The sequence below is a fragment of the Paenibacillus xinjiangensis genome (assembly GCF_059686975.1).
This window is the reverse complement of sequence record NZ_JCAALS010000029.1, coordinates 37910-59997: the sequence shown is the minus strand read 5'-3', so window position 1 is coordinate 59997 and position 22088 is coordinate 37910. Positions and strand designations below refer to the sequence as shown.

The following is a 22088-nucleotide window of genomic DNA, read 5'->3' as shown; positions in this document are numbered from 1 at the left end:
CAACCGATGTTATAATGATATAATAATGTACAAAAAGGCTTATTATATGGCAAATTTGCGGGTGTCGGTGATGTCCGCCTAGCGGATTCTCTCACTGGACGTTTAACGGAAGATAAGAAAGTATAGCGTATGTTCGTATATACAACGCTTATCTTTCTACGCGGAACGATTGCTTGCCGCCATAGCTTGACGGCAGCCGTTCACGCTTGATTGATTATGAAATAGGGGGTATGGTTTCCATGACAAGGCTTCCAGTTGTCGTTCGTCTCAAAACTGGTCTTCATGCAAGACCTGCAGCACTATTCGTTCAAGAAGCTAACAAATTCTCCTCCGAAGTATTTGTAGAGAAAGACGACAAGAAAGTGAATGCCAAATCGATTATGGGAATTATGAGCTTGGCGATTAGTTCCGGTACGGAAGTATTCATAAGTGCAGAAGGTTCGGACGCAGAACAGGCTGTAAACGCTTTAGTCGCACTGGTCAGCAAAGAAGAGCTGGAGAACCAATAGCAGCAGGATCAAGATAAGCGCTCGCAGCATTCCTAGTGGATGCTGCGAGCGCTTTTTTTGCGTATGCAGCATAGACAAACGAAGGGCCATCCTCACTTGGAGAATGGCCCTTCGTTTATTAGAATTATACTCTTTCGATGACTTTGTCCACGAGGCCGTACTCTCTTGCTTCTTCAGCGCTCATGAAGTAATCGCGATCCGTATCCTTCTCGATACGCTCGAGCGGTTGGCCGGAACGATCAGCCAGAATGCCGTTAAGCTTGTCGCGCATCTTCAGGATGCGGCGAGCGCGAATCTCAATATCGCTCGCTTGGCCTTCTGCGCCTCCAAGCGGCTGATGAATCATGACTTCACTGTTCGGAAGCGCGTAACGCTTGCCTTTGGCACCAGCTGTGAGCAGGAAAGCGCCCATGGAAGCCGCCATGCCGACACAGATCGTCGAGACATCCGGTTTGATGTATTGCATCGTATCATAAATGGCCATCCCGGCTGTAATCGATCCGCCTGGGCTGTTAATGTAGATAGAAATATCTTTCTCCGGATCATCTGCTGCCAAGAATAGCAGCTGGGCAATAATGGAGTTAGCTACGACGTCATTCACGCCAGATCCGAGGAAAATAATGCGATCCTTCAGAAGTCGGGAATAAATGTCATATGCGCGCTCTCCGCGATTGTTTTGCTCAATAACCATAGGAACGAAATTCATGTCCAACTTAAGTCCCCTCCTCGGAAAATAACAAATATAGTGTTGCCGTATTCATATAATAGCGGATAGTCAAACAAAAGTCAAAGATAGTCAAACTACCTATGTGGGAAAGGAATAGCCACCTGCTGATAAGGAAAGGCTGCTTGCTTCATAGATACAAAAAAACCGCCCTCTGCAGGGCGGTTAGGTTATATGTTGTAGGTGATAATAAAAATAGTGGCGCGCCCGCTAGGAATCGAACCTAGATCTCAGGCTCCGGAGGCCTACGTCATATCCATTGGACCACGGGCGCATATAAAAGGAACAGCGAGACTTAGTATATGCTATTCCGTCTGAAAAAGCAAGATCGGGTCCGTAAATAAATTTGAGAAAATGGTGACAGTAAGCGATTACAAGTCCAAATGTACTATTGCTATGTTAACTATTATTCGTTAAAATAAGGGTGGGACTTAAATTGATCATGCGGGACGGTAATAGTCCAGCGATCATATCCTTAAGCCGATGGAGTGAACATATAGAAGATGCGCCAGATTATTGAACTGCAGCAGCAGCTTCTCCCAGATTTGCTCGACGTGATGAGAAAGCGGTATTTGATTTTGCACCAGGTGATGCTCTCCGGTTTGATCGGCCGTCGTACATTAGCTACAACGCTATCGATGACTGAACGAGTACTGCGTGCCGAGACCGATTTTCTGAAATCGCAAGGCTTGCTTGAGATTCATACAGCGGGCATGCGGATAAGCGAGGCGGGCAAACGGCTACTGGAAGAATTGGAGCCCTTCTACAAAACGATATTTGGCTTATCTGAGCTTGAGGAGTTAATTAGAAGTGCATTCGGGCTCTCGCAGGTTGTCATTGTAGCCGGCGACTCGGAAAGCTCTTCCCATACCAAGCGTGAGCTGGGTAGAGCAGCCTGCCAAGTGCTCAGTAAAGTGATGAAGCAGGATGATGTGGTAGCGGTAACCGGTGGAACGACAATCGCTCAAGTTGCCAACTACCTAACAACAAATGCACCACTCAAGACGAATTGGTTCGTACCAGCAAGAGGCGGACTCGGAGAAAGTATGGATTATCAGGCCAATACGATAGCTTCAACAATGGCTAAGCGGACGGGTGCTAATTATCGGCTGCTCCATGTTCCGGATCATCTCGGGGATGAGGCCTATGCCTCACTGATGCAAGAGCCGAATATTCGCGAAATCGTAGAAGTCATTAGAAGGGCCCGAATCGTCGTTCATGGAATCGGGGACGCTAAAGTGATGGCGAGACGCAGAAGGCTCGAACCAGAGGTCATTGATGCAATCGCTGCTGAAGGAGCTTTAGCTGAAGCTTTCGGGTTTTATTTCGACCGAAGAGGCGAGGTTGTCCACAAAATGCAGACGGTAGGATTACGACTCGAGGATATTGTGAAGACTGAATGTGTTATAGGTGTTGCAGGGGGCAAGAGTAAGGCTGAGGCCATCGCCGCTGTAATGAGATTCAAGCACAATGATGTCCTCATAACCGATGAAGCAGCAGCACTTGAGATTGCAGCTATTATCGAGCAGCAGAGCTGAACATAAGCACGCTAAAAGAAGTGATCATGACGATTTGCGGCTTGCTCATGCGATAACCGTGAAACGTTTTGAAATATATAAAGCATTTAAAAACGCTTAGGAGGAAACAACAATGGTTAAAGTAGGTATTAATGGTTTCGGACGTATCGGCCGCAATGTTTTCCGCGCAGCACTTAACAACAAAGATGTACAAATCGTGGCAGTAAATGATCTTACAGATACTAGCACACTGGCACATCTTCTTAAATATGACACAACTCACGGTACTCTTGACGCTACAGTTGAAGCTAAAGAAGGCGCAATTATCGTTAACGGTCGTGAAATCAAAGTATTCGCAGAACGTAACCCAGAGAACCTTCCTTGGTCTTCTGTAGGCGCTGAAATCGTTGTTGAATCCACTGGTATTTTCACAGCGAAAGAAAAAGCTGAGCTTCACTTGAAAGGCGGCGCTAAGAAAGTTATTATCTCCGCTCCTGCTACTAACGAAGATATCACAATCGTTATCGGCGTTAACGAAGATAAATACGATGCAGCAGCTCACACTGTTATCTCTAACGCTTCTTGCACAACGAACTGTCTTGCTCCGTTTGCAAAAGTATTGAACGATAAATTCGGAATCGTTAAAGGTATGATGACTACTATTCACTCATACACAAATGACCAATCCGTACTTGATGTGCCGCACAAAGACTTGCGTCGTGCTCGCGCAGCTGCTGAGAACATCATTCCTTCTTCCACTGGCGCAGCAAAAGCTGTTTCCCTGGTTCTTCCTGAGCTTAAAGGCAAATTGAACGGTATGGCTATGCGTGTTCCTACACCTAACGTATCCGTAACTGACCTTGTAGCTGAACTGAAAGTTGACGTTACTGTTGAAGAAGTTAACGCAGCACTCAAAGAAGCTTCCGAAGGCGCACTTAAAGGCATCTTGAACTACAACGAATTGCCGCTTGTATCAAGCGACTACAACAGTGATCCTGCTTCTTCCACAATCGATGGTCTGTCGACTATGGTTGTTGAAGGCAACATGGTTAAAGTTATTTCTTGGTACGACAACGAGTGGGGCTACTCGAACCGTGTAGTTGACCTCGCTGCTTATATCGCTAGCAAAGGTCTGTAAGCTTAACAGCCTTTTCCCACAATTGCATGGAACGCTTCCGTCCCGGATCGGCCGAGAGGCTGATTCCGGGACACGCTCAAGTCTGCGGCGCTCCCGGGAGTTCCGCGAAACTTAGCGGAACCTTGTAGCCCGTGTGCTTACTTCAGCTGAAGCGAGTTCATGGGAGGGGCGTTTCTTCTTATAAGAGAAGGAACGCCTTTTTTTTGCTGATATTGACCTGCTGCAGCCAGACCGCTTAAAGCTTAAGGCTCGGCAATGAACGATGTACCTATAATCAGGGAGGCTATAACAAATGGCTAAACAAAGTGTTCGTGACGTAGAAGTAGCAGGCAAACGCGTATTTGTGCGCGTAGATTTTAACGTACCGCTCGAAGATGGTAAAATTACAGATGACAAGCGTATTCGTGAGACGCTTCCAACCATTAATTATCTGATTGAAAAAGGCGCTAAAGTTATTCTTGCCAGCCACCTTGGCCGTCCAAATGGAGAAGTAGTTGAAGAGCTTCGCCACACGGCTTCTGCAGCTCGTCTCTCTGAGCTTCTGGGCAAGCCTGTGACTAAAGCTAATGAGTCTATCGGCGAAGCTGTTAAAGCGCAAGTGAACGCATTAAACGAAGGCGATGTATTGCTGCTTGAGAACGTGCGCTTCCACGCTGGCGAAGAGAAGAATGATCCTGAGCTTGCAAAAGCATTCGCAGAGCTTGCTGATCTGTTCGTGAACGACGCTTTCGGTGCTGCTCACCGTGCTCATGCATCGACTGAAGGTATTGCTCACCACATCCCAGCTGTATCTGGCTTGCTGATGGAGAAAGAGCTGGACGTGCTTGGCAAAGCGCTTAACAACCCTGAGCGTCCATTCACAGCTATCGTTGGCGGCTCCAAAGTGAAAGACAAAATCGATGTTATCAACAAAATGATCGAAATCGCTGACAACATCATCATTGGCGGCGGCTTGTCGTATACGTTCTTCAAAGCACAAGGCCACGAAATCGGCAAATCCCTCGTTGACAACTCGAAGCTTGATCTTGCTCTTGAGTTCATCGAGAAAGCGAAATCTCTGGGTAAAAACTTCCTGATTCCAGTCGACATCGTTGTTGCGGATGATTTCAGCAAATCAGCTAACACTCGCATCGTTGACGTTGACGGCATCCCTGCTGATTGGGAAGGCATTGATATCGGACCGAAAACACGTGAAATCTATGCTGATGCAATCAAAAACTCCAAGCTTGTTGTATGGAACGGACCGATGGGCGTATTCGAAATCGAGCCATTCTCACACGGTACACAAGCTGTAGCTAAAGCATGTGCTGAGACTGCTGGTTACACAGTAATCGGCGGCGGCGACTCTGCAGCAGCAGCTGAGAAATTCGGCCTTGCTGATCAGATGAACCATATCTCAACTGGCGGCGGCGCTTCTCTGGAATTCATGGAAGGCAAAGCGCTTCCTGGCGTTGTTGCTCTTAACGATAAATAGAGTTCAAGCTTCACCAATTCTTTTTAGGAGGTTTACTACGATGAGCAGAAAACCAATTATCGCTGGCAACTGGAAAATGTTCAAAACGGTATCCGAAGCTGTATCCTTCTTCGCTGATATCAAAGGCGGAGCAGAGGTAGAGGGCGTAGAGAGCGTAATCTGTGCACCTTACACAACTCTTCCGGCTCTGGTTGAAGCAGCAAAAGGCACAACAATCGCGATTGGCGCGCAAAACGTGCATTTCGAGGACAACGGTGCATACACAGGTGAAATCAGCGGCGTAATGCTGAAGGATCTTGGTGTGAAATATGTTATTCTTGGACATTCGGAGCGCCGCGCATACTTCGCTGAGACGGATGAGATTGTCAACAAAAAAGCACATGCAGCATTCAAGCATGGCTTGACGCCGATTATCTGTGTAGGCGAGAAGCTTGAAGAGCGTGAAGCGAATGAAACGAAGGATGTTGTTAAAGTGCAGACGGAAGCCGCTTTCCAAGGTCTATCCGCAGCGCAAGCAGCAGAAGTCGTTATCGCTTACGAGCCAATCTGGGCAATCGGAACTGGCAAATCTTCGACTTCAGAGGATGCACAAGATGTTATCGGTTATATCCGCAGCGTAGTAGCAGGCTTGTATGATGCTGCAACAGCTGAAGCTGTACGCATTCAATACGGCGGCAGTGTTAAACCTAACAATGTAGCTGAGTATCTCGGTCAAACCGACATCGACGGCGCGCTTGTAGGCGGCGCTAGCTTGGAGCCGGCATCCTATATCGCTCTTGTCCAGGGGGCAAAGTAATATGTCCCGTAAACCTGTAGCTCTCATTATTCTTGACGGATTCGGTTTACGCGACGATGTAACGGGCAATGCCGTTGCACAAGCAAAGAAGCCAAATTATGATCGGTATTGGTCGACTTATCCGCATACGACGCTAACAGCGTCAGGCGAAGCTGTCGGCTTGCCTGAAGGGCAAATGGGCAACTCCGAAGTGGGCCATCTTAATATTGGCGCAGGACGGATTGTCTATCAAGATTTGACCCGCATCAGCAAATCAATTCGCGATGGCGAATTTTACGATAATGAAACCATTCTTGGTGCAGTGAATCATGCGAAGGCGAACAACAAGAAGCTTCACCTGTATGGCCTCTTGTCAGATGGCGGCGTTCATAGCCATATTGAGCATTTATTCGCTCTCCTCGATCTAGCTAAGAAGGAAGGTCTTACGGAAGTATACATTCACGCTTTTCTAGACGGCCGCGACGTGTCGCCAGATAGCGCGAAGGGATACCTGGAGAGACTGCAAGCGAAGATTGAAGAGGTTGGCGTAGGTCAAATAGCGACCGTTCAAGGACGTTATTACGCAATGGATCGTGACAAGCGCTGGGAACGGACTGAGAAATCATACCGCGCCATGGTTTATGGCGATGGCCCGCAATACACGGACCCAATCAAAGCGGTAGTTGAATCCTATGAGAAATCCGTTTATGATGAATTCGTTATGCCAACCGTTATCGTTGGCGCGGATGGCAAGCCTGTTGGTCTTGTGGAATCGGAAGATAGCGTCATCTTCTTCAACTTCCGTCCTGACCGTGCCATTCAGCTTGGACAAGTATTCACGAATGAGGATTTCCGCGGTTTCGACCGTGGCGAGACCGTTCCGAAAAACTTGTACTTTGTCTGCTTAACGCTATTCAGTGAAACAATTGGCGGCTTCGTAGCGTATTCACCTAAGAACCTGGACAACACGCTTGGTGAGGTTCTGGTACAGAATAACAAGAAGCAGCTGCGTATTGCTGAGACAGAGAAATATCCGCACGTAACGTTCTTCTTCAGCGGCGGCCGCGATGCCGAGCTTCCGGGTGAGACTCGCGTACTCATCCCTTCGCCGAAGGTCGCAACTTACGACCTGCAGCCAGAGATGAGCGCTTATGAAGTAGCAGCAGCAGCTGTTAGAGAGATCGAAGCGGACAAGCATGACGCAATCATTCTCAACTTCGCGAATCCCGATATGGTTGGTCACTCCGGTATGCTGGAGCCGACGATCAAAGCGGTTGAAGCAACGGATGAATGTCTGGGCAAAGTAGTAGAAGCGGTTCTTGCCAAAGGCGGAGCTTGCATTATTACAGCTGACCACGGCAATGCAGATATGGTATTCGACGAGAATGGCCGTCCTTTCACGGCACATACGACGAATCCGGTTCCATGTATCGTTACCGTAGCTGGCTCAGAGCTTCGCGAAGGCGGCATTCTTGCTGACTTAGCGCCTACAGTACTTGATCTGCTGGAGCTTGCTAAGCCGATAGAAATGACTGGCCTGTCCCTTCTTCAGAAGTAATAACAACAAATTCTAATTCCATTCAAATTAAAAGGAGTGTTACACACATGTCTATTATCGTTGACGTATATGCACGCGAAGTGCTTGATTCCCGCGGTAACCCAACTGTTGAAGTAGAAGTATCCCTAGAGTCCGGCGGCCAAGGTCGCGCTATCGTTCCATCCGGCGCATCCACTGGTGCTTATGAAGCTGTTGAGCTTCGCGACGGCGACAAAGGCCGTTACCTTGGCAAAGGCGTTCTGAAAGCCGTTGACAATGTTAACTCCATCATCGCTCCTGAAATCATCGGTCTGGATGCACTTGATCAAGTAGCAATCGACCGCAAAATGATCGAGCTTGACGGTACGCCTAACAAAGCAAAACTAGGCGCTAACGCTATTCTTGCTGTATCGATGGCTGTTGCTCGCGCTGCAGCTGACGCTCTGAACGTGCCTTTGTACACTTACCTTGGTGGATTCAATGCAAAAACGCTGCCAGTTCCAATGATGAACATCATCAATGGCGGCGAGCACGCTGACAACAACATCGACGTACAAGAGTTCATGGTTCTGCCAGTTGGCGCTGCTGACTTCAAAGAAGCTCTTCGCATCGGTGCTGAAATCTTCCATAACCTGAAATCGGTATTGAAAGATAAAGGCCTTAACACTGCAGTTGGCGACGAAGGCGGCTTCGCACCTAACCTTGGTTCGAACGAAGAGGCGATTACTACAATCATCTCCGCGATCGAGCTTGCTGGCTACAAACCAGGCGTTGACGTATTCCTCGGTATGGACGTTGCTTCCACTGAGTTCTACAAAGACGGCAAATACCACCTTGAAGGCGAAGGCAAATCGTTCACATCTGCTGAATTCGTTGACCTGCTCGCTTCATGGGTTGATAAATACCCAATCATCACAATCGAAGACGGCTGCTCCGAAGATGACTGGGAAGGTTGGAAATTGCTTACTGACAAACTCGGCGGCAAAGTACAACTCGTTGGTGATGACCTGTTCGTAACGAACACTGAGCGTCTGTCTGATGGTATCGAAAAAGGTGTAGGTAACTCGATCCTGGTTAAAGTTAACCAAATCGGTACCCTGACTGAAACATTCGATGCAATCGAAATGGCTAAACGCGCTGGTTACACAGCGGTTATCTCCCACCGTTCCGGTGAGAGCGAAGACAGCACAATTGCTGACATCGCTGTTGCTACGAATGCTGGTCAGATCAAAACAGGCGCACCGTCCCGTACGGACCGCGTTGCGAAGTACAACCAATTGCTTCGCATTGAAGACCAACTGTCTTCAACTGCTCAATATGCAGGCAAATCCGCATTCTACAACCTTAAAAACTTCAAATAAGCATTGCGCTTGAATCAGGAACGGTCCTCTAATTGGAGGGCCGTTCTTTTTTATGCTCTGGAGGTATTATGGTGTCCCTCACTTTATCTTTGAAAATTACAATATTTTGTTTATTTTGTATATGACGAAACATTTTGATACACGTTATAATCTTGCTCAGGAAAGGAGGTATTTCCAGAAAATAATGTAAGCGCTTTACTGTCATGCCAAATATATTTTGGAGGGGAATGTAATAAATGAGCAGAAAACTCATAAGAGTCGTCTCGATCTTTCTTGCTGCAGCTTTGCTTATTCCGTCAGGCTGGCTTGCACCGACCGCGGAAGCAGCAACTTCAGAAACTACCATAATTTATCATGAAACCTTTGAGAGCGGCAATGGAGCTGCAGCGCAATCAGGAGGCGCCAGCTTAACTCCGGTAACCGGCAAAGTTTTTGACGGCAATGCTGACGGAGCAGCTTTGTACGTAAGCAACAGAGCGAACAACTGGGACGCTGTTGATTTTGAATTTGCCAATATCGGGCTGGAGAACGGCAAAACCTACACGGTAACGGTAACAGGATATGTTGACGCTGATGTGGCTGTTCCTACTGGTGCACAAGCTTTTCTTCAAACGGTAGATAGCTACAGCTGGTTGGCAGGTACAGATTTTGTACACGGAAGTGCTTTTACATTAACGAAAGAGTTTACGGTGGATACCAGCCATGATACGAGCCTCCGTGTTCAATCCAACGATGATGGGAAAGCGGTTCCATTCTATATCGGGGACGTATTGATTACTGAACAGGTAATTACGGACGGTGAAGAGGAGGAAGAGACAAGACCGCCAGCTTTAGACTTCAACACAATCACGTTTGAAGACCAAACGGCAGGCGGATTTACAGGCAGGGCAGGCACTGAAACGCTGACCGTAACCAATGAAGCAAATTATACCGACAACGGTTCATACGCTTTAAAAGTAGAGGGCAGATCGTCAACATGGCATGGGCCGTCATTGCGTATGGAGACATATGTTGACGAGGGCTACGAATATAAAATTTCAGCTTGGATCAAGCTGATTTCACCTGCAAGCTCCCAGCTCCAGCTGTCCACGCAGATTGGCGATGGAGGCAGCGCCAGTTATGTTGCGCTTGCTCCAAAAACAATCAGCACAAGCGATGGCTGGGTTCAATTCGAGGGAACCTATCGTTATAACAATGTAAGCAGTGAATACTTGACGATTCATGTGGAAAGCTCCAGCAACAGTACGGCATCTTTCTATATTGACGATATCAGCCTTACAAGCACAAGCACCGGTCCGATATCCATACAGGAAGATCTCACGCCGATTAAAGACGCTTATCAGTCCGATTTCCTGATCGGTAACGCGATATCCGCAGAAGATCTGTCAGGCGTCCGGCTTGACCTTCTGAAGATGCACCACAATGTCGCCACAGCGGGAAATGCTATGAAGCCGGATGCGATGCAGCCTACGAAGGGCAACTATACCTTTACCGCGGCAGATGCGATGGTCGATAAAGTTCTGGATGAAGGAATGCAGATGCACGGCCATGTGCTCGTATGGCATCAGCAATCGCCTGAGTGGATGAATACGTTGGACGGCACACCCTTGGGACGGGAAGAAGCTCTGGTCAACTTGAGGACTCATATTCAAACGGTTATGGAGCATTTCGGCAACAGGGTGATTTCGTGGGACGTCGTCAACGAGGCGATGAACGACAACCCTTCGAACCCGATAGATTGGGAAGCTGCACTGCGGAAATCCCCTTGGTATAATGCCATCGGTCCGGATTACGTAGAGCAAGCGTTTTTGGCAGCAAAAGAAGTGCTGGACTTGCATCCTGAATGGGATGTCAAGCTGTATTACAACGATTACAACGAAGACAATCAGAATAAAGCGCAAGCTATTTACAGTATGGTTAAAGAATTCAATGACAGGTACGCGCTGACACACCCCGGAAAACTCCTCGTCGACGGTATCGGGATGCAAGCGCACTACGGTGTCAACACGAACCCGGAAAATGTTAAAAAGTCCTTAGAGAAGTTTATTTCCTTAGGTGTGGAAGTAAGCATAACAGAGCTTGACATTCAGGCTGGAAGCAACTACGAGCTTTCTGAGGAGCTTGCTGATGCGCAGGGCTATCTGTACGCACAGCTTTTTGATCTATTCAGAGCACACGCTGCGAATATAGCACGCGTTACCTTCTGGGGAATGGATGACAATACGAGCTGGAGAGCCTCTTCTAATCCGTTGTTGTTTGATAAGAGCCTGCAGGCCAAGCCTGCTTATTATGGCGTTATCGACCCGGATACCTTCATGGAAGAGCATGTACCCGAGTACGAGGAAGCTAACCAGGCGACTGCCGCATTCGCAACGCCTGTAATCGACGGAATGATTGACGCGGTTTGGAGCCAAACGTCTGAAATGCCAATTAACAAGTATCAGCTGGCTTGGCAAGGAGCAAGTGGAGTCGCTAAAGCGCTTTGGGATAATGAAAACCTGTATTTGCTGATTCAGGTCAGCGATGCGCAGCTTGATAAAACAAACGTGAACGCGTGGGAACAAGATTCCGTCGAAATTTTCGTGGACGAGAACAACGGGAAAACGACGTACTATGAGGCTGATGACGGACAGTATAGAATAAACTTTGACAACGAGACTTCGTTCAGTCCGTCAAGCATTGCGAGTGGGTTCAATTCGGCAACTATCGTTTCTGGAACCAACTATACCGTTGAAGTGCAGATTCCATTGAAAACAATCACGCCGGGCAATAACACGAAGCTAGGTTTTGACGTACAGATTAATGACGCGAAAGATGGCGCTCGTCAAAGCGTTGCTGCATGGAACGATACGACCGGCAACGGATATATGGACACATCGGTTTACGGTGTGCTGACTCTTTCTGACGTGTCTTCTGAGCTTCCTTCTGACGCATCTCTTAGCTCTCTGGAACTGAGCGGAATTACACTTGAGACAGTGACGGGCAGCGTATACGATTATACAGCTACAGTGCCATATTCCGTTACAGCTACCTCCGCTACTTATGGAACATCGGATAGCGAAGCGACGGCTGTACTGAAGTATAACGGAGAACCAACTAGCAATCCGATTTCTCTGAGTGTTGGGAGCAATAATAAGATTAGCGTAGAAGTTACTGCCCAAGATAACAGTGTACAAGTGTATAACATCATCGTTACGCGTCTTGCACAACAAACAGGCGGCAGTACAAGTCCTACTCCAACCCCAACTCCTGAATCCGAGGTAGAGCCAACACCAACTGTTTTCTCGGATAAAATAAACTATTCAGCATTCCTGACTAACTTGAAGCAGCAAATAGCCAATATGCAAGCGGGTTCCTCTGTGCTAACGGATATTGCAAGCCATTGGGCCAATACGAATATTTTATTGTCCGAACAGCTTGGATGGGTATCCGGATATAACGATGGCAGCTTCCAGCCGAACGGCAGCATCACGCGCGCTGAATTTGCAGCAATAATAGCAAAAGTATTTAATCTACAGTCATCTAGTGATTGGGCTGGCTTCTCCGATACAGATAGCCACTGGGCTAAACAAGCGATTAGCGCCCTTGCATCAAGTGGTGTCATTAATGGCTATGAGAATGGTACATTCCGTCCGGATTCAACCATTACACGTGCTGAGATTATTGCTATCATAAGCAGGTTAGCTGTGCTGGATGGAAATAATAGCACGGATACCACTTCATTCACCGACGTTGAGGGCTCTTGGAACGCCGAGCAGATTGAAGCAGCTTATAAGGCAGGTATCGTGCAAGGCCGTACGACCAATCAATTTGCTCCGAATGCCTCTTCGACGAGGTCAGAAGCGCTTACTCTGATACTGAGAACTCTTGAGCTTGATCCTGCTATCAAAGCCTTGCTGGACAAAGCAAGAACAGCGTTGTAATTCATTCAAGCTGGTTGAGGGCAAGCCTGCCATTGATCATAGTCTAGAGCTTGATGTAAAAAACCGACCATTAATCCCAGTTTTTTTGGGATGAGGGTCGGTTTTTATTAGCTAGGCAGGGCTGCTCATCGATCTTATGGGTATATATTCCTATTATTTACAAATAATCCATTTCTCTATGACACGGACATAACAGTTGCTCTATATGCTTGTCTCAAGAGTGATTATGAACAATGAGGAGTGGAGAAGGTTGAACAAGTCGATCGATCGCAAAACATTTCTTTCCTATTTGGGTACAGGTGCTGCTGCGCTTGCAACAGCTTCGGCTGGACTCGGAGTATTGAATGGCAAGGCATCTGCGATGTCAGCTACAGCTGATCATTTGTTTGGCTTCAGCACGAATAGAGTAAGTGGCTACTTTGAGCCGATTGCACCTTCCAAGGAAGATAAGCTTCTATTGCCGCCAACCTTCAAATATGACGTCGTAGCTGCATTCGATGATGTCATTAATGAAGCAGGGGAGAAGTTCGGTTCAGGCTGTGATTATAATGCGTTCTTCCCGCTGAATGGCTCGAATGTGCGTGGACTGCTCGTCAATAATCATGAGTATACGACGATTTTTTCTATTGGACCTATTAAGGATGGCAAGCTGACAGCTGAACAAAACCATAATAATCTGTATTACCAGGGTATGTCCGTCATTGAGGTCTACCGTGATGAGAAGGGCACTTGGAAAATGGATACGACATCGAAGCATGCTCGGCGAATTAACGGCTATACCAAGTTTGAGCTCACAGGCCCGGCCAAAGGCGGAACAGCCGTTGGCGGTGCAACAAGTGCTGTAGGAACGTTCGCGAACTGCTCTGGAGGAGTAACGCTGTGGAATACGGTGTTATCCTGCGAGGAGAATTTCGCTGAGACGGCGGCAGCGGCCAAGCTTCCTGATACGCATTATGGATGGGTAGTTGAGATCGATCCTTTCGATAAGTCCTATTTGAAAAAGCACACTGCGCTTGGCCGCTTCAATCATGAGAATACAGCGATGGGGCTGGCTGCTGATGGCCGCGTTGTTGTATACATGGGAGATGACAAGAAAGACGCATGCGTATATAAATTCGTGAGCAAAGGCAAATACGACAAGCTCAAGGGCCGTGCGAACTCTGCCTTGCTGGAGGATGGCACGTTGTATGTCGCTAACCTGAAGAGCGGCAAGTGGCTTCCTATGACGATAGCAGAGGTGACTAAAGCCGTTAAAGACAAGCCTGAGCTGCAAAAGAAATTTAAAACGCAAGGTGATGTCGTAACGTTCTGTCAGGAAGCCGCCATGCTAGTGGGGGGTACGCCTACCGACCGTCCAGAGGATATTGAAATTTCACCGTTCGATAATACGGTGTTTATCTGCCATACGAACAACGATAATCATGGCAATATTCATGGACATATTACACGGATCTTCGAAGCAGGCAATGATCTGGGTGCTCTGGAGTTCGACTTTGAAATATTCGCTGCTGGCGGCCGCCAATCGGGATTCAGCTCACCCGATAACCTAGCTTTTGATTCGAACGGACATCTATGGGTCGTAACGGATATTTCGAGCAGCAGCCAGAACAAGGGCGTCCACAAATCGTTTATGAACAATGGGTTGTTCGTCATCCCGACTAGCGGTCCGGATAAAGGCGTTGCGCTGCAATTCGCTTCGGCACCAGTCGAAAGTGAGCTGACTGGTCCATTCTTCACACCGGATGAGCAGACGCTGTTCCTCTCGGTACAGCATCCGGGAGAGAATACAACCGATCTGAACAGCCCAACCAGCCAGTGGCCGCATCGGCCGGGTGATAAAAAGGCAAGATGTGCGGTTGTTGCGATTAGTGGATTCAAGCTGGGTTAAGGGCAGCGAAAGGCAGTTAACAGACAACAGCCGCAGATCTAATGAACATCTGCGGCTGTCAGATTAGAGGAATGGGGCTGAAGGTATGCCATTTGGCAATATTGGAATTGGAGGATTAGTGTTAATCCTCATTATTGCGCTTATTATATTCGGACCATCGAAGCTGCCGGAGCTTGGGCGTGCATTCGGCCGGACGTTAAGTGAATTCAAAGGCGCGACTCGCGGGCTTGTTGGAGATGAGGACGAGAAGAACAAGCAAGAGGAATCGGTGAAGGTTCCTGCTTCGTCGGTCAAGTAAGATGAGCAATCCCAATGATCAGAGTCTAATTGGCCATTTGGAGGAAATGCGCACTAGGCTTATTCGCACGCTGCTTGCGTTCCTAGTAGCGATGGCAGCAGCCTTCATCTATGTTCAGGACATCTATGAGTGGCTGGTTCGAGATATGGATCAAAAGCTGGTGCTGCTTGGGCCGTCCGACGTTATCTGGGTGTATATGATGATTGCAGGGGTAGTGGCAATTGCTGTCACACTGCCGATTGCCGCCTATCAGACATGGAGGTTTGTATCACCAGCGATACCGAAGGAAGCGCAGCATTCGGCTTTTCTCTTCATCCCTGGGATCAGCCTGCTGTTCGTAATCGGCATTTGCTTCGGCTATTTCATTCTATTCCCGATGGTGCTTCATTTCATGAATCAGATGGCCGTTAACACCTTCGTAACGATGTATACCGCGCAAAAATATTTCACGTTCATGATCCATATGACAGTCCCCTTCGGTCTACTGTTCGAGATGCCAGCCATCGTGATGTTTCTGACGAAGCTCGGCATTCTGAACCCAACTCGGCTTGCGAAAGCGCGCAAGCTCGCTTATTTTGTCCTCGCGCTCACTGCCATTACGATAACGCCCCCTGATATTCTGTCAGACATTATTGTTATCGTGCCATTGTTCTTGTTATATGAAATCAGTATTACCATCTCCAAGGTGGTCTATCGCAAGCAGCTTAGAGCGGCGGCCAGTGACAATCGTATGGCAGCGTAAGCTGCTAATCAACTCAAGACGACATTCGATTCTTACCAGAATTGAATGTCGTCTTTGAGCTGCTTATCTCAATAGCTCTGTCGCTATAATAGAAGCGATGTCGCGATTTTAGAGGAAGTCATGCGGTCCCGCCCGTTGTATACTAAGCTTAAGAATAGACAATCTACGTATAGGCGGTGTCTGACTATGAGCAACCCTATTGTTGGCATTCAAATGTATTCTTTACGAGATTTGACCGAGAAGGATTTCCTGGGAACGATCGCGAAGGTCGCTGATATCGGCTATAAGGCAGTAGAATTCGCAGGATTCTTCAACACCCCGGCCAAGGAGCTTAAGCAATATCTAAGCGATCTGGGGCTCGCTGCGCCTTCGGCGCATGTACCTCTTAACTTCGCAAGTCCAGACAAGCTGGAATCCGATCTGGAGGCACAGCTCGACTATGCGCAGGAGCTTGGCTTGTCGTATATTGTGACGCCTTGGGCACCATTGCCAGAGCTGCCGACTTTGGATGATGTGCGCAGTCTGGCAGATATCTTCAACAAAGCGAGCGAGCAAGTCGCCAAGGCAGGACTGAAGTACGGCTACCACAATCATGATTTTGAATTCAAGCTGGTTGAGGGCAAGCCTGTCATTGATCATATTCTAGAGCTTGTTCCTGCTGAATCCATGCTGATGGAATTCGATCTAGGCTGGGTACATGTCGCCGGTCATAGCCCTGGGGAGTACTTGAATAAGTATGCAGGGCGGGTGCAGCTAGCTCATTATAAGGATTTCATGGACGGGCGTAAGGATACAGAGGTTGGCAGAGGCTTGGTCGGTTACAGCGGGCTGCTGGATGTGACGAAGGCTTCCGGCGTCGAGTATATATTTGTAGAGCAAGAGCAGTACGAGAGTACCTCTATCGAAAGCGCGCGCATCAGCTATGAGTTTTTCCAACAACATCAAATAGGATAAATGTGGACGATCGTGCTAGCGATTTGAAACTATTGAATTCATTGCTTCGCTGTGCTACAATCACCTTATGTGTTTTAAACGGTACTCCTACGCTGGAGGTGGATAAAATGGAAATTTTGTTGAAAATACTGCTTATTATTTTCTCGGTCGGCTTGATTACGGTCGTTCTGCTACAAAAAGGTAAAAGTGCTGGCTTGTCCGGTGCGATTTCTGGTGGTGCTGAGCATTTGTTCGGTAAACAGAAAGCACGTGGTCTGGACTTGTTCCTACAACGTCTAACAGTTGGACTGGCAGTCGGATTTTTCCTATTGTCTTTGATTGTTGCATACGTGGTTAAACTTTAATAACAAAGCACGGAAGAGCGAGGGGAAACCTTCGCTCTTTTGTTTTTTCGCGAATTGCGGATGCGATTGGTGAATTTCGTGTATACTAAACGATATATGATATTCTATCAACCGGTTGCAATTGATGATAGAAGAACCCGGTGTATGAGGTGACGAGGACAATTATGAAGCAAGAGCATGAACTGCTGGATTTTATGCGTGAGACGGCTTATAAACCGATGACTTATCAAGAGATGGAGCAGCATTTTGGCATTACGGATGCCGCGGACTTCAAGCAATTTCTACAGCTGCTAACTCTGTTAGAGGAAGAGGGTAAAATAATTCGGACGCGCAATGAACGTTACGGCGTTCCCGAGCGAATGAACCTGATTAGGGGCAAAATTCAGGCCCATGCAAAAGGCTTTGCCTTCCTGCTGCCTGATGAGAAGGATCACCCCGATGTCTATATACATAGCAATGACCAGAAGAGCGCGATGAATGGCGATATCGTCCTTGTTCGTGTCACTTCCAAGAGTGAGAGCGGTACCCGTCTAGAGGGTGAAGTCGTTCGCATTGTGCAACGGGCGGTAACGCAGGTGGTCGGCACATTCGAGAACCATGAAGCCTATGGCTTCGTTATTCCGGATGACAAACGGATTAATCGTGATATTTTTATCGCGAAGGGCGAATTCAAGGGAGCGGTCTCCGGTCAGAAGATCGTCGTGCGAATTGTGACGTATCCAGAGGGACGTTCAGCAGCTGAGGGCGAAATTGTCGAAATATTGGGGCATAAGAATGATCCAGGAATCGACATCCTGTCGATTATTCGCAAGCATCAGCTGCCAGAGAGCTTCCCGGATGAGGTAATGGCAGAAGCGGAAGCAGCGCCTGAATCCATCACGGACGAAGAAATTATTCAGCAGGGACGTCGAGATCTTCGCGGTGAGGTTATCGTCACTATCGATGGTGAGGATGCGAAGGACCTAGACGATGCTGTACACGTGAAGCTGCTGGAGAACGGCAATTATCTGCTTGGGGTTCATATCGCCGATGTCGGCTATTATGTGCAAGAGCGTTCGGAGCTGGATCAAGAGGCTTTCCGCAGGGGGTGCAGCGTCTATCTGGTGGATCGGGTTATTCCGATGCTGCCTCATCGCTTGTCGAATGGCATCTGCTCACTCAATCCGCAGGTAGACAGACTAACGCTGTCATGCGAGATGGAATTCGATGCGAAGACGCTCAAGCGGGTTCGCCATGATGTATTCACGAGCGTTATCAAGACCAAAGAGCGTATGACGTACACGAATGTACGTAAAATACTGACGGCAACGGAAGAAGAGCCGGAGACGGAGCTTAAGGAACGCTATGCTGATCTGCTTGATATGTTCAAGCTGATGGAAGAGCTGGCTATGAAGCTGCGGAACAAACGGATGAAGCGCGGAGCTATCGACTTCGACTTCCAAGAATCGAAGGTTATTGTCGATGAAGACGGCAAAGCCGTAGATATTGTCAAAAGAGAGCGGTCTGTTGCTGAGCAGATGATCGAGGAGTTCATGCTATCGGCCAATGAGACGGTTGCGGAGCATTTCCACTGGCTGCGCGTACCATTCCTATACCGGATTCACGAGGACCCGGATCAGGAGAAACTCCTACATTTCATGCAGTTCGCGTCCAACTTCGGCTATGTGGTGAAGGGTAAAGGCAATTCGGTTCATCCGCGTGCGCTGCAATCCTTGCTGGAGGAAATTCGGGGCTCCAAGGAGGAGACGGTGATCTCCACGGTGATGCTTCGTTCGATGAAGCAGGCGAAATACGATTCGGAGAGCCTAGGCCACTTCGGATTGGCGGCGGAGTTCTACTCTCACTTCACCTCTCCAATTCGTCGTTATCCGGATCTTGTTATTCACCGCGTTATTCGTGAGGTGCTGGCAGGAGGCGGAGCCTTGTCTGAGCAGCGTCATGAAGCGTTGACTGCGAGAATGCCGGATATTGCGCAGCATTCCTCCGAGCGTGAACGCGTTGCTGTTGATGCAGAGCGTGACACAGAGAAGCTGAAGAAATGCGAATACATGCTGGATAAGGTCGGCGAGGAGTTCGATGGCATTATCAGCAGTGTGACAAGCTTCGGTATGTTCGTGGAGCTCAGCAATACGGTAGAAGGGCTTATTCGTCTGAGCGATCTGACGGATGACTATTACCACTTCCATGAGCTTCATATGGTGCTGATCGGTGAGCGAACCTCGAAGGTATATCGTATCGGTGATGAAGTGAAGATCCGTATCGCCAGCGTGAATATGGAAGATCACACGATCGACTTCGAGATGGTGGATATGAAGCCTCGCGCCGGCTTCAAAGGCGTTGCAGATGCCGGCTTCGGCGCAGGCAGAGGCGGTCGCAAGCGCGGCAGCTTCGGCCGCAGTGGTGCAGCAGCGGGCGGCGGTGGACAAGGTGGCCGCGGCAAAGGCGGAAGCGGGCAAGCCCAAGGCGGTCGCGGCAAGAGTGAGCAAGGCCGCGGCACTGGCGGAAGCGCATTTGGCGGTGGACGCCGTAAGGGCGGACAGGGAGCCGGCCGGGGTCAAGAGCAAGTGCCAGGGTTAGAGCAAAGGGCAGCTGGTGAAGGCGGTAGAGGCGGCGCTGCTGATTCAGCGGCAAGCCGTGGAGGCAGGCGCGGCCAAGGCGGCGGAGACGCAGGCCGCGATAGCGCGGGCCGCGGGGGCGAAGCTCGCGGCGGAAGTGCGCAGCGCAGGCGCGGAGGCGCCGGCCGCGAAGCGGAAGCTGGCCCAGCCGGAGTGAACCCGGCGGGCTCGCCTTGGCTGGAGCAGGCGGAGCCGCTCGAGCCAGGTCGTGAGGTGCGCGGCGGGAAACCGCGCACGGATATGTGGGGGCTGCCGATCACTGAAGGCAGCCGGAGCCGCGGCGCAGATACCGGGGAAGACCCGGTATCTAGCGGTCGGCGCGGCAGAGGAGCGCCGGGCGGCGGCGGCTCTGCTGGAAGAAATACACAATCTTCGAGTGGAATGAGTAATTCTCCGGAGAATGGGAAGAACAAGAAGAGAAAGAAGAAAAACAGTGATGGCGGAGGCAATGCAACAGCCGCTTTCGTACGTAAAAAAAGAAAATAATTGACAGAGATTGACTATTCATGAGAAGCGGCGCCGTTACTGGCCTTAACAGAATATGGCGCCGTGATCTTGGATAAGCTGTAAAAATATATTTAAGCTTGTCGCTTGCATTTTGAATATGGGTATAGTACACTCAAATCAATCGAGAAAATGAACCTGAATTCACATATTGAAAAGGGTGTCATTAGAGTCATGGGACCTTTTCCAATGTGTGAATTTTTTGTTTAATTACGAAACAGGCGCATATTAATTTTATTTTGTGGAGGTTTTTACAAATGCAACAAGGTACAGTAAAATGGTTTAACGCAGAAAAAGGTTTCGGTTTCATCGAAGTTGAAGGCGGAAACGATGTATTCGTACACTTCAGCGCAATCACTGGCGAAGGTTTCAAAACTCTTGAAGAAGGCCAACGCGTTGAGTTCAACGTTGTTCAAGGCAACCGTGGACCACAAGCTGAAAACGTAGTTAAGCTGTAATAGCTTATTAGCTGCGTCGAAACCGTCCTAACCGTCAGGTTATGGACGGTTTTTTTATTATGGAAAGGTATTCATTTTGTTAGAAGGCCTATTTAGGGCATAATGAGAGCATCCAGTCGCCTTGCTTTCCGTCTATAGAATTGTTACAATATATGTCTAACAGCGCTCTCAAAAGCGACAATCGCAGCAAAGATGAGGTGACCTCAGTGGGTAAGAAAAGTGACGGCAAGCAGCTAGCCCAAAACAAAAAAGCTTCCCATGATTATTTCATCGAGGATACGTACGAAGCGGGTATCGTGCTTCTGGGTACGGAGATTAAGGCGCTTCGATTGGGAAGAGCTAACATCAGCGATGCATTCGCTACGATACGGAATGGTGAGATGTTCATTCATAACATGCACATTAGTCCATTTGAGCAAGGCAATCGGCATAATCCGGATGATCCAACGCGTGCACGCAAGCTGCTGCTTCATAAAGCGCAGATTCATAAGCTGCTCGGTCATTCGAAGCAAGAAGGTTATTCCATTGTGCCTCTGAAAATTTATGTGCGTAATGGATATGCGAAGCTGCTCATCGGTCTAGGTAAAGGTAAGAAGCAGTATGATAAGCGGGATGCAGCTGCGAAGCGTGATGCACAGCGTGATATCCAGCGTGTGCTTCGTGAGAAACAGAAGGTTGCCCGGTAGAATTCGTGTATGGTTCCAGCATTCAGTAAGCTTACCAGTAATATAGTGAGCATGGGATGATGAATTCATGATATACTAAGTCAGTACCAAGCAAGACAGAATAACTTGTTTTACGGAATGTGTCTTTATTGCATTCGTGCTCACATCAACAACGCTGGATTTCGGGCGTTGTACCTTAATTCTAAGCGGTTCTCGTGCTAATCGGAACTCTTCTATGAAGAGAGGCCGTTTATGCCAAATTGGGGGCGTTTATGGATTCGACGGGGATAGTACGAGCGCGGGTTGCGGGTAGTGGGGCCGCGTCCACTTCAACAACGCTAAAGCCTATTAAACGGCAAACAACAAACAAACTACGCTTTCGCAGCCTAAGAAACTGTGTGCGTGCTTCTACCCAGCATCGTCCATGTGACTGGATTAGGGGCTAACAAGTAGTGGAATACGCTGTCTCATCTCCGCCTGGGGTGAGCTGAAGAGACCAATCAGGCTGACCTATGAAGAAGCCGGTTACGGGGCGTCCTTATAGGTGACATCAAAACTGTGACTACACCCGTAGAAGCCTGTGTGGCGTGATCTTCGGACAGGGGTTCAAATCCCCTCGCCTCCACCATGTAAATCCACAACCGCAAGAGGTTGTGGATTTT

At 48.5% G+C, this 22088-nt stretch carries 17 protein-coding genes, 1 tRNA gene and 1 other RNA gene; 17 read left to right on the top strand and 2 right to left on the bottom strand.

What is annotated here, in order from left to right:
* Positions 1-239 precede the first annotated feature (239 nt).
* Positions 240-509 (top strand): HPr family phosphocarrier protein, encoded by a 270-nt coding sequence (locus AC6ESP_RS23930; protein WP_042168817.1) that lies wholly within the window; start codon positions 240-242, stop codon positions 507-509.
* Between the two features lie 124 nt (positions 510-633).
* Here AC6ESP_RS23930 and clpP read toward each other — a convergent pair whose 3' ends face one another.
* Positions 634-1215, bottom strand: coding sequence for an ATP-dependent Clp endopeptidase proteolytic subunit ClpP (clpP, locus tag AC6ESP_RS23925; RefSeq protein ID WP_497099278.1), 582 nt, complete (start codon positions 1213-1215; stop codon positions 634-636).
* Positions 1216-1432: 217 nt separating this feature from the next.
* Positions 1433-1507, bottom strand: a tRNA-Arg gene (locus AC6ESP_RS23920).
* Positions 1508-1736: 229 nt separating this feature from the next.
* On the opposite strand from AC6ESP_RS23920, the gene AC6ESP_RS23915 reads away from it, so the two are divergent.
* The 16 genes from AC6ESP_RS23915 (at position 1737) to ssrA (ending at position 22054) form a co-directional block, all read left to right on the top strand.
* Positions 1737-2771 carry a sugar-binding transcriptional regulator gene (locus AC6ESP_RS23915; protein WP_497099249.1) on the top strand — a complete coding sequence of 345 codons (1035 nt, stop codon included), beginning with the start codon at positions 1737-1739 and terminating at the stop codon, positions 2769-2771.
* 112 nt (positions 2772-2883) lie between these two features.
* On the top strand, positions 2884-3888 hold the full coding sequence (gene gap, locus AC6ESP_RS23910; protein WP_497099248.1) for a type I glyceraldehyde-3-phosphate dehydrogenase: 1005 nt from the start codon (positions 2884-2886) through the stop codon (positions 3886-3888).
* Positions 3889-4180: 292 nt separating this feature from the next.
* Positions 4181-5362: a phosphoglycerate kinase gene (locus AC6ESP_RS23905; RefSeq protein WP_497099247.1), complete on the top strand. Its 1182-nt coding sequence runs from the start codon at positions 4181-4183 to the stop codon at positions 5360-5362.
* 40 nt (positions 5363-5402) lie between these two features.
* The gene (gene tpiA / locus AC6ESP_RS23900) at positions 5403-6158 is read left to right on the top strand and encodes a triose-phosphate isomerase (protein ID WP_497099246.1); all 756 of its coding nucleotides are present in this window, start codon (positions 5403-5405) and stop codon (positions 6156-6158) included.
* Between the two features lies 1 nt (position 6159).
* Complete coding sequence (gene gpmI / locus AC6ESP_RS23895; protein WP_497099245.1) at positions 6160-7695, top strand: 2,3-bisphosphoglycerate-independent phosphoglycerate mutase; 1536 nt, start codon at positions 6160-6162, stop codon at positions 7693-7695.
* A gap of 47 nt (positions 7696-7742) precedes the next feature.
* Entirely contained in the window at positions 7743-9035 is a 1293-nt protein-coding gene (eno, locus tag AC6ESP_RS23890) for a phosphopyruvate hydratase (RefSeq protein WP_497099244.1), read from the top strand.
* A gap of 236 nt (positions 9036-9271) precedes the next feature.
* Positions 9272-12958, top strand: coding sequence for an endo-1,4-beta-xylanase (locus AC6ESP_RS23885; RefSeq protein WP_497099243.1), 3687 nt, complete (start codon positions 9272-9274; stop codon positions 12956-12958).
* 250 nt (positions 12959-13208) lie between these two features.
* On the top strand, positions 13209-14846 hold the full coding sequence (locus AC6ESP_RS23880; protein ID WP_497099242.1) for a PhoX family protein: 1638 nt from the start codon (positions 13209-13211) through the stop codon (positions 14844-14846).
* Between the two features lie 85 nt (positions 14847-14931).
* Positions 14932-15144 carry a twin-arginine translocase TatA/TatE family subunit gene (tatA, locus tag AC6ESP_RS23875; protein ID WP_497099241.1) on the top strand — a complete coding sequence of 71 codons (213 nt, stop codon included), beginning with the start codon at positions 14932-14934 and terminating at the stop codon, positions 15142-15144.
* Between the two features lies 1 nt (position 15145).
* Entirely contained in the window at positions 15146-15886 is a 741-nt protein-coding gene (gene tatC, locus AC6ESP_RS23870; protein WP_497099240.1) for a twin-arginine translocase subunit TatC, read from the top strand.
* Positions 15887-16072: 186 nt separating this feature from the next.
* Positions 16073-16840 (top strand): sugar phosphate isomerase/epimerase family protein, encoded by a 768-nt coding sequence (locus tag AC6ESP_RS23865; RefSeq protein WP_497099239.1) that lies wholly within the window; start codon positions 16073-16075, stop codon positions 16838-16840.
* Positions 16841-16947: 107 nt separating this feature from the next.
* On the top strand, positions 16948-17184 hold the full coding sequence (secG, locus tag AC6ESP_RS23860; protein WP_497099238.1) for a preprotein translocase subunit SecG: 237 nt from the start codon (positions 16948-16950) through the stop codon (positions 17182-17184).
* A 164-nt stretch (positions 17185-17348) separates the two neighbouring features.
* Positions 17349-20285, top strand: a complete 2937-nt coding sequence (gene rnr, locus AC6ESP_RS23855) for a ribonuclease R (RefSeq protein WP_497099237.1) — start codon at positions 17349-17351, stop codon at positions 20283-20285.
* 275 nt (positions 20286-20560) lie between these two features.
* Positions 20561-20761 carry a cold-shock protein gene (locus tag AC6ESP_RS23850; protein ID WP_028609190.1) on the top strand — a complete coding sequence of 67 codons (201 nt, stop codon included), beginning with the start codon at positions 20561-20563 and terminating at the stop codon, positions 20759-20761.
* Between the two features lie 206 nt (positions 20762-20967).
* On the top strand, positions 20968-21447 hold the full coding sequence (smpB, locus tag AC6ESP_RS23845; RefSeq protein ID WP_497099236.1) for an SsrA-binding protein SmpB: 480 nt from the start codon (positions 20968-20970) through the stop codon (positions 21445-21447).
* Positions 21448-21688: 241 nt separating this feature from the next.
* Positions 21689-22054: a transfer-messenger RNA gene (ssrA, locus tag AC6ESP_RS23840) on the top strand.
* Positions 22055-22088 lie beyond the last annotated feature (34 nt).

Coding starts and splice junctions, on each gene's coding strand:
- AC6ESP_RS23930 (WP_042168817.1), top strand. CDS start 240: ATGACAAGGCTTCCAGTTGTCGTTCGTCTCAAAACTGGTCTTCATGCA.
- clpP (WP_497099278.1), bottom strand. CDS start 1,215: ATGAATTTCGTTCCTATGGTTATTGAGCAAAACAATCGCGGAGAGCGC.
- AC6ESP_RS23915 (WP_497099249.1), top strand. CDS start 1,737: ATGCGCCAGATTATTGAACTGCAGCAGCAGCTTCTCCCAGATTTGCTC.
- gap (WP_497099248.1), top strand. CDS start 2,884: ATGGTTAAAGTAGGTATTAATGGTTTCGGACGTATCGGCCGCAATGTT.
- AC6ESP_RS23905 (WP_497099247.1), top strand. CDS start 4,181: ATGGCTAAACAAAGTGTTCGTGACGTAGAAGTAGCAGGCAAACGCGTA.
- tpiA (WP_497099246.1), top strand. CDS start 5,403: ATGAGCAGAAAACCAATTATCGCTGGCAACTGGAAAATGTTCAAAACG.
- gpmI (WP_497099245.1), top strand. CDS start 6,160: ATGTCCCGTAAACCTGTAGCTCTCATTATTCTTGACGGATTCGGTTTA.
- eno (WP_497099244.1), top strand. CDS start 7,743: ATGTCTATTATCGTTGACGTATATGCACGCGAAGTGCTTGATTCCCGC.
- AC6ESP_RS23885 (WP_497099243.1), top strand. CDS start 9,272: ATGAGCAGAAAACTCATAAGAGTCGTCTCGATCTTTCTTGCTGCAGCT.
- tatA (WP_497099241.1), top strand. CDS start 14,932: ATGCCATTTGGCAATATTGGAATTGGAGGATTAGTGTTAATCCTCATT.
- tatC (WP_497099240.1), top strand. CDS start 15,146: ATGAGCAATCCCAATGATCAGAGTCTAATTGGCCATTTGGAGGAAATG.
- AC6ESP_RS23865 (WP_497099239.1), top strand. CDS start 16,073: ATGAGCAACCCTATTGTTGGCATTCAAATGTATTCTTTACGAGATTTG.
- secG (WP_497099238.1), top strand. CDS start 16,948: ATGGAAATTTTGTTGAAAATACTGCTTATTATTTTCTCGGTCGGCTTG.
- rnr (WP_497099237.1), top strand. CDS start 17,349: ATGAAGCAAGAGCATGAACTGCTGGATTTTATGCGTGAGACGGCTTAT.
- AC6ESP_RS23850 (WP_028609190.1), top strand. CDS start 20,561: ATGCAACAAGGTACAGTAAAATGGTTTAACGCAGAAAAAGGTTTCGGT.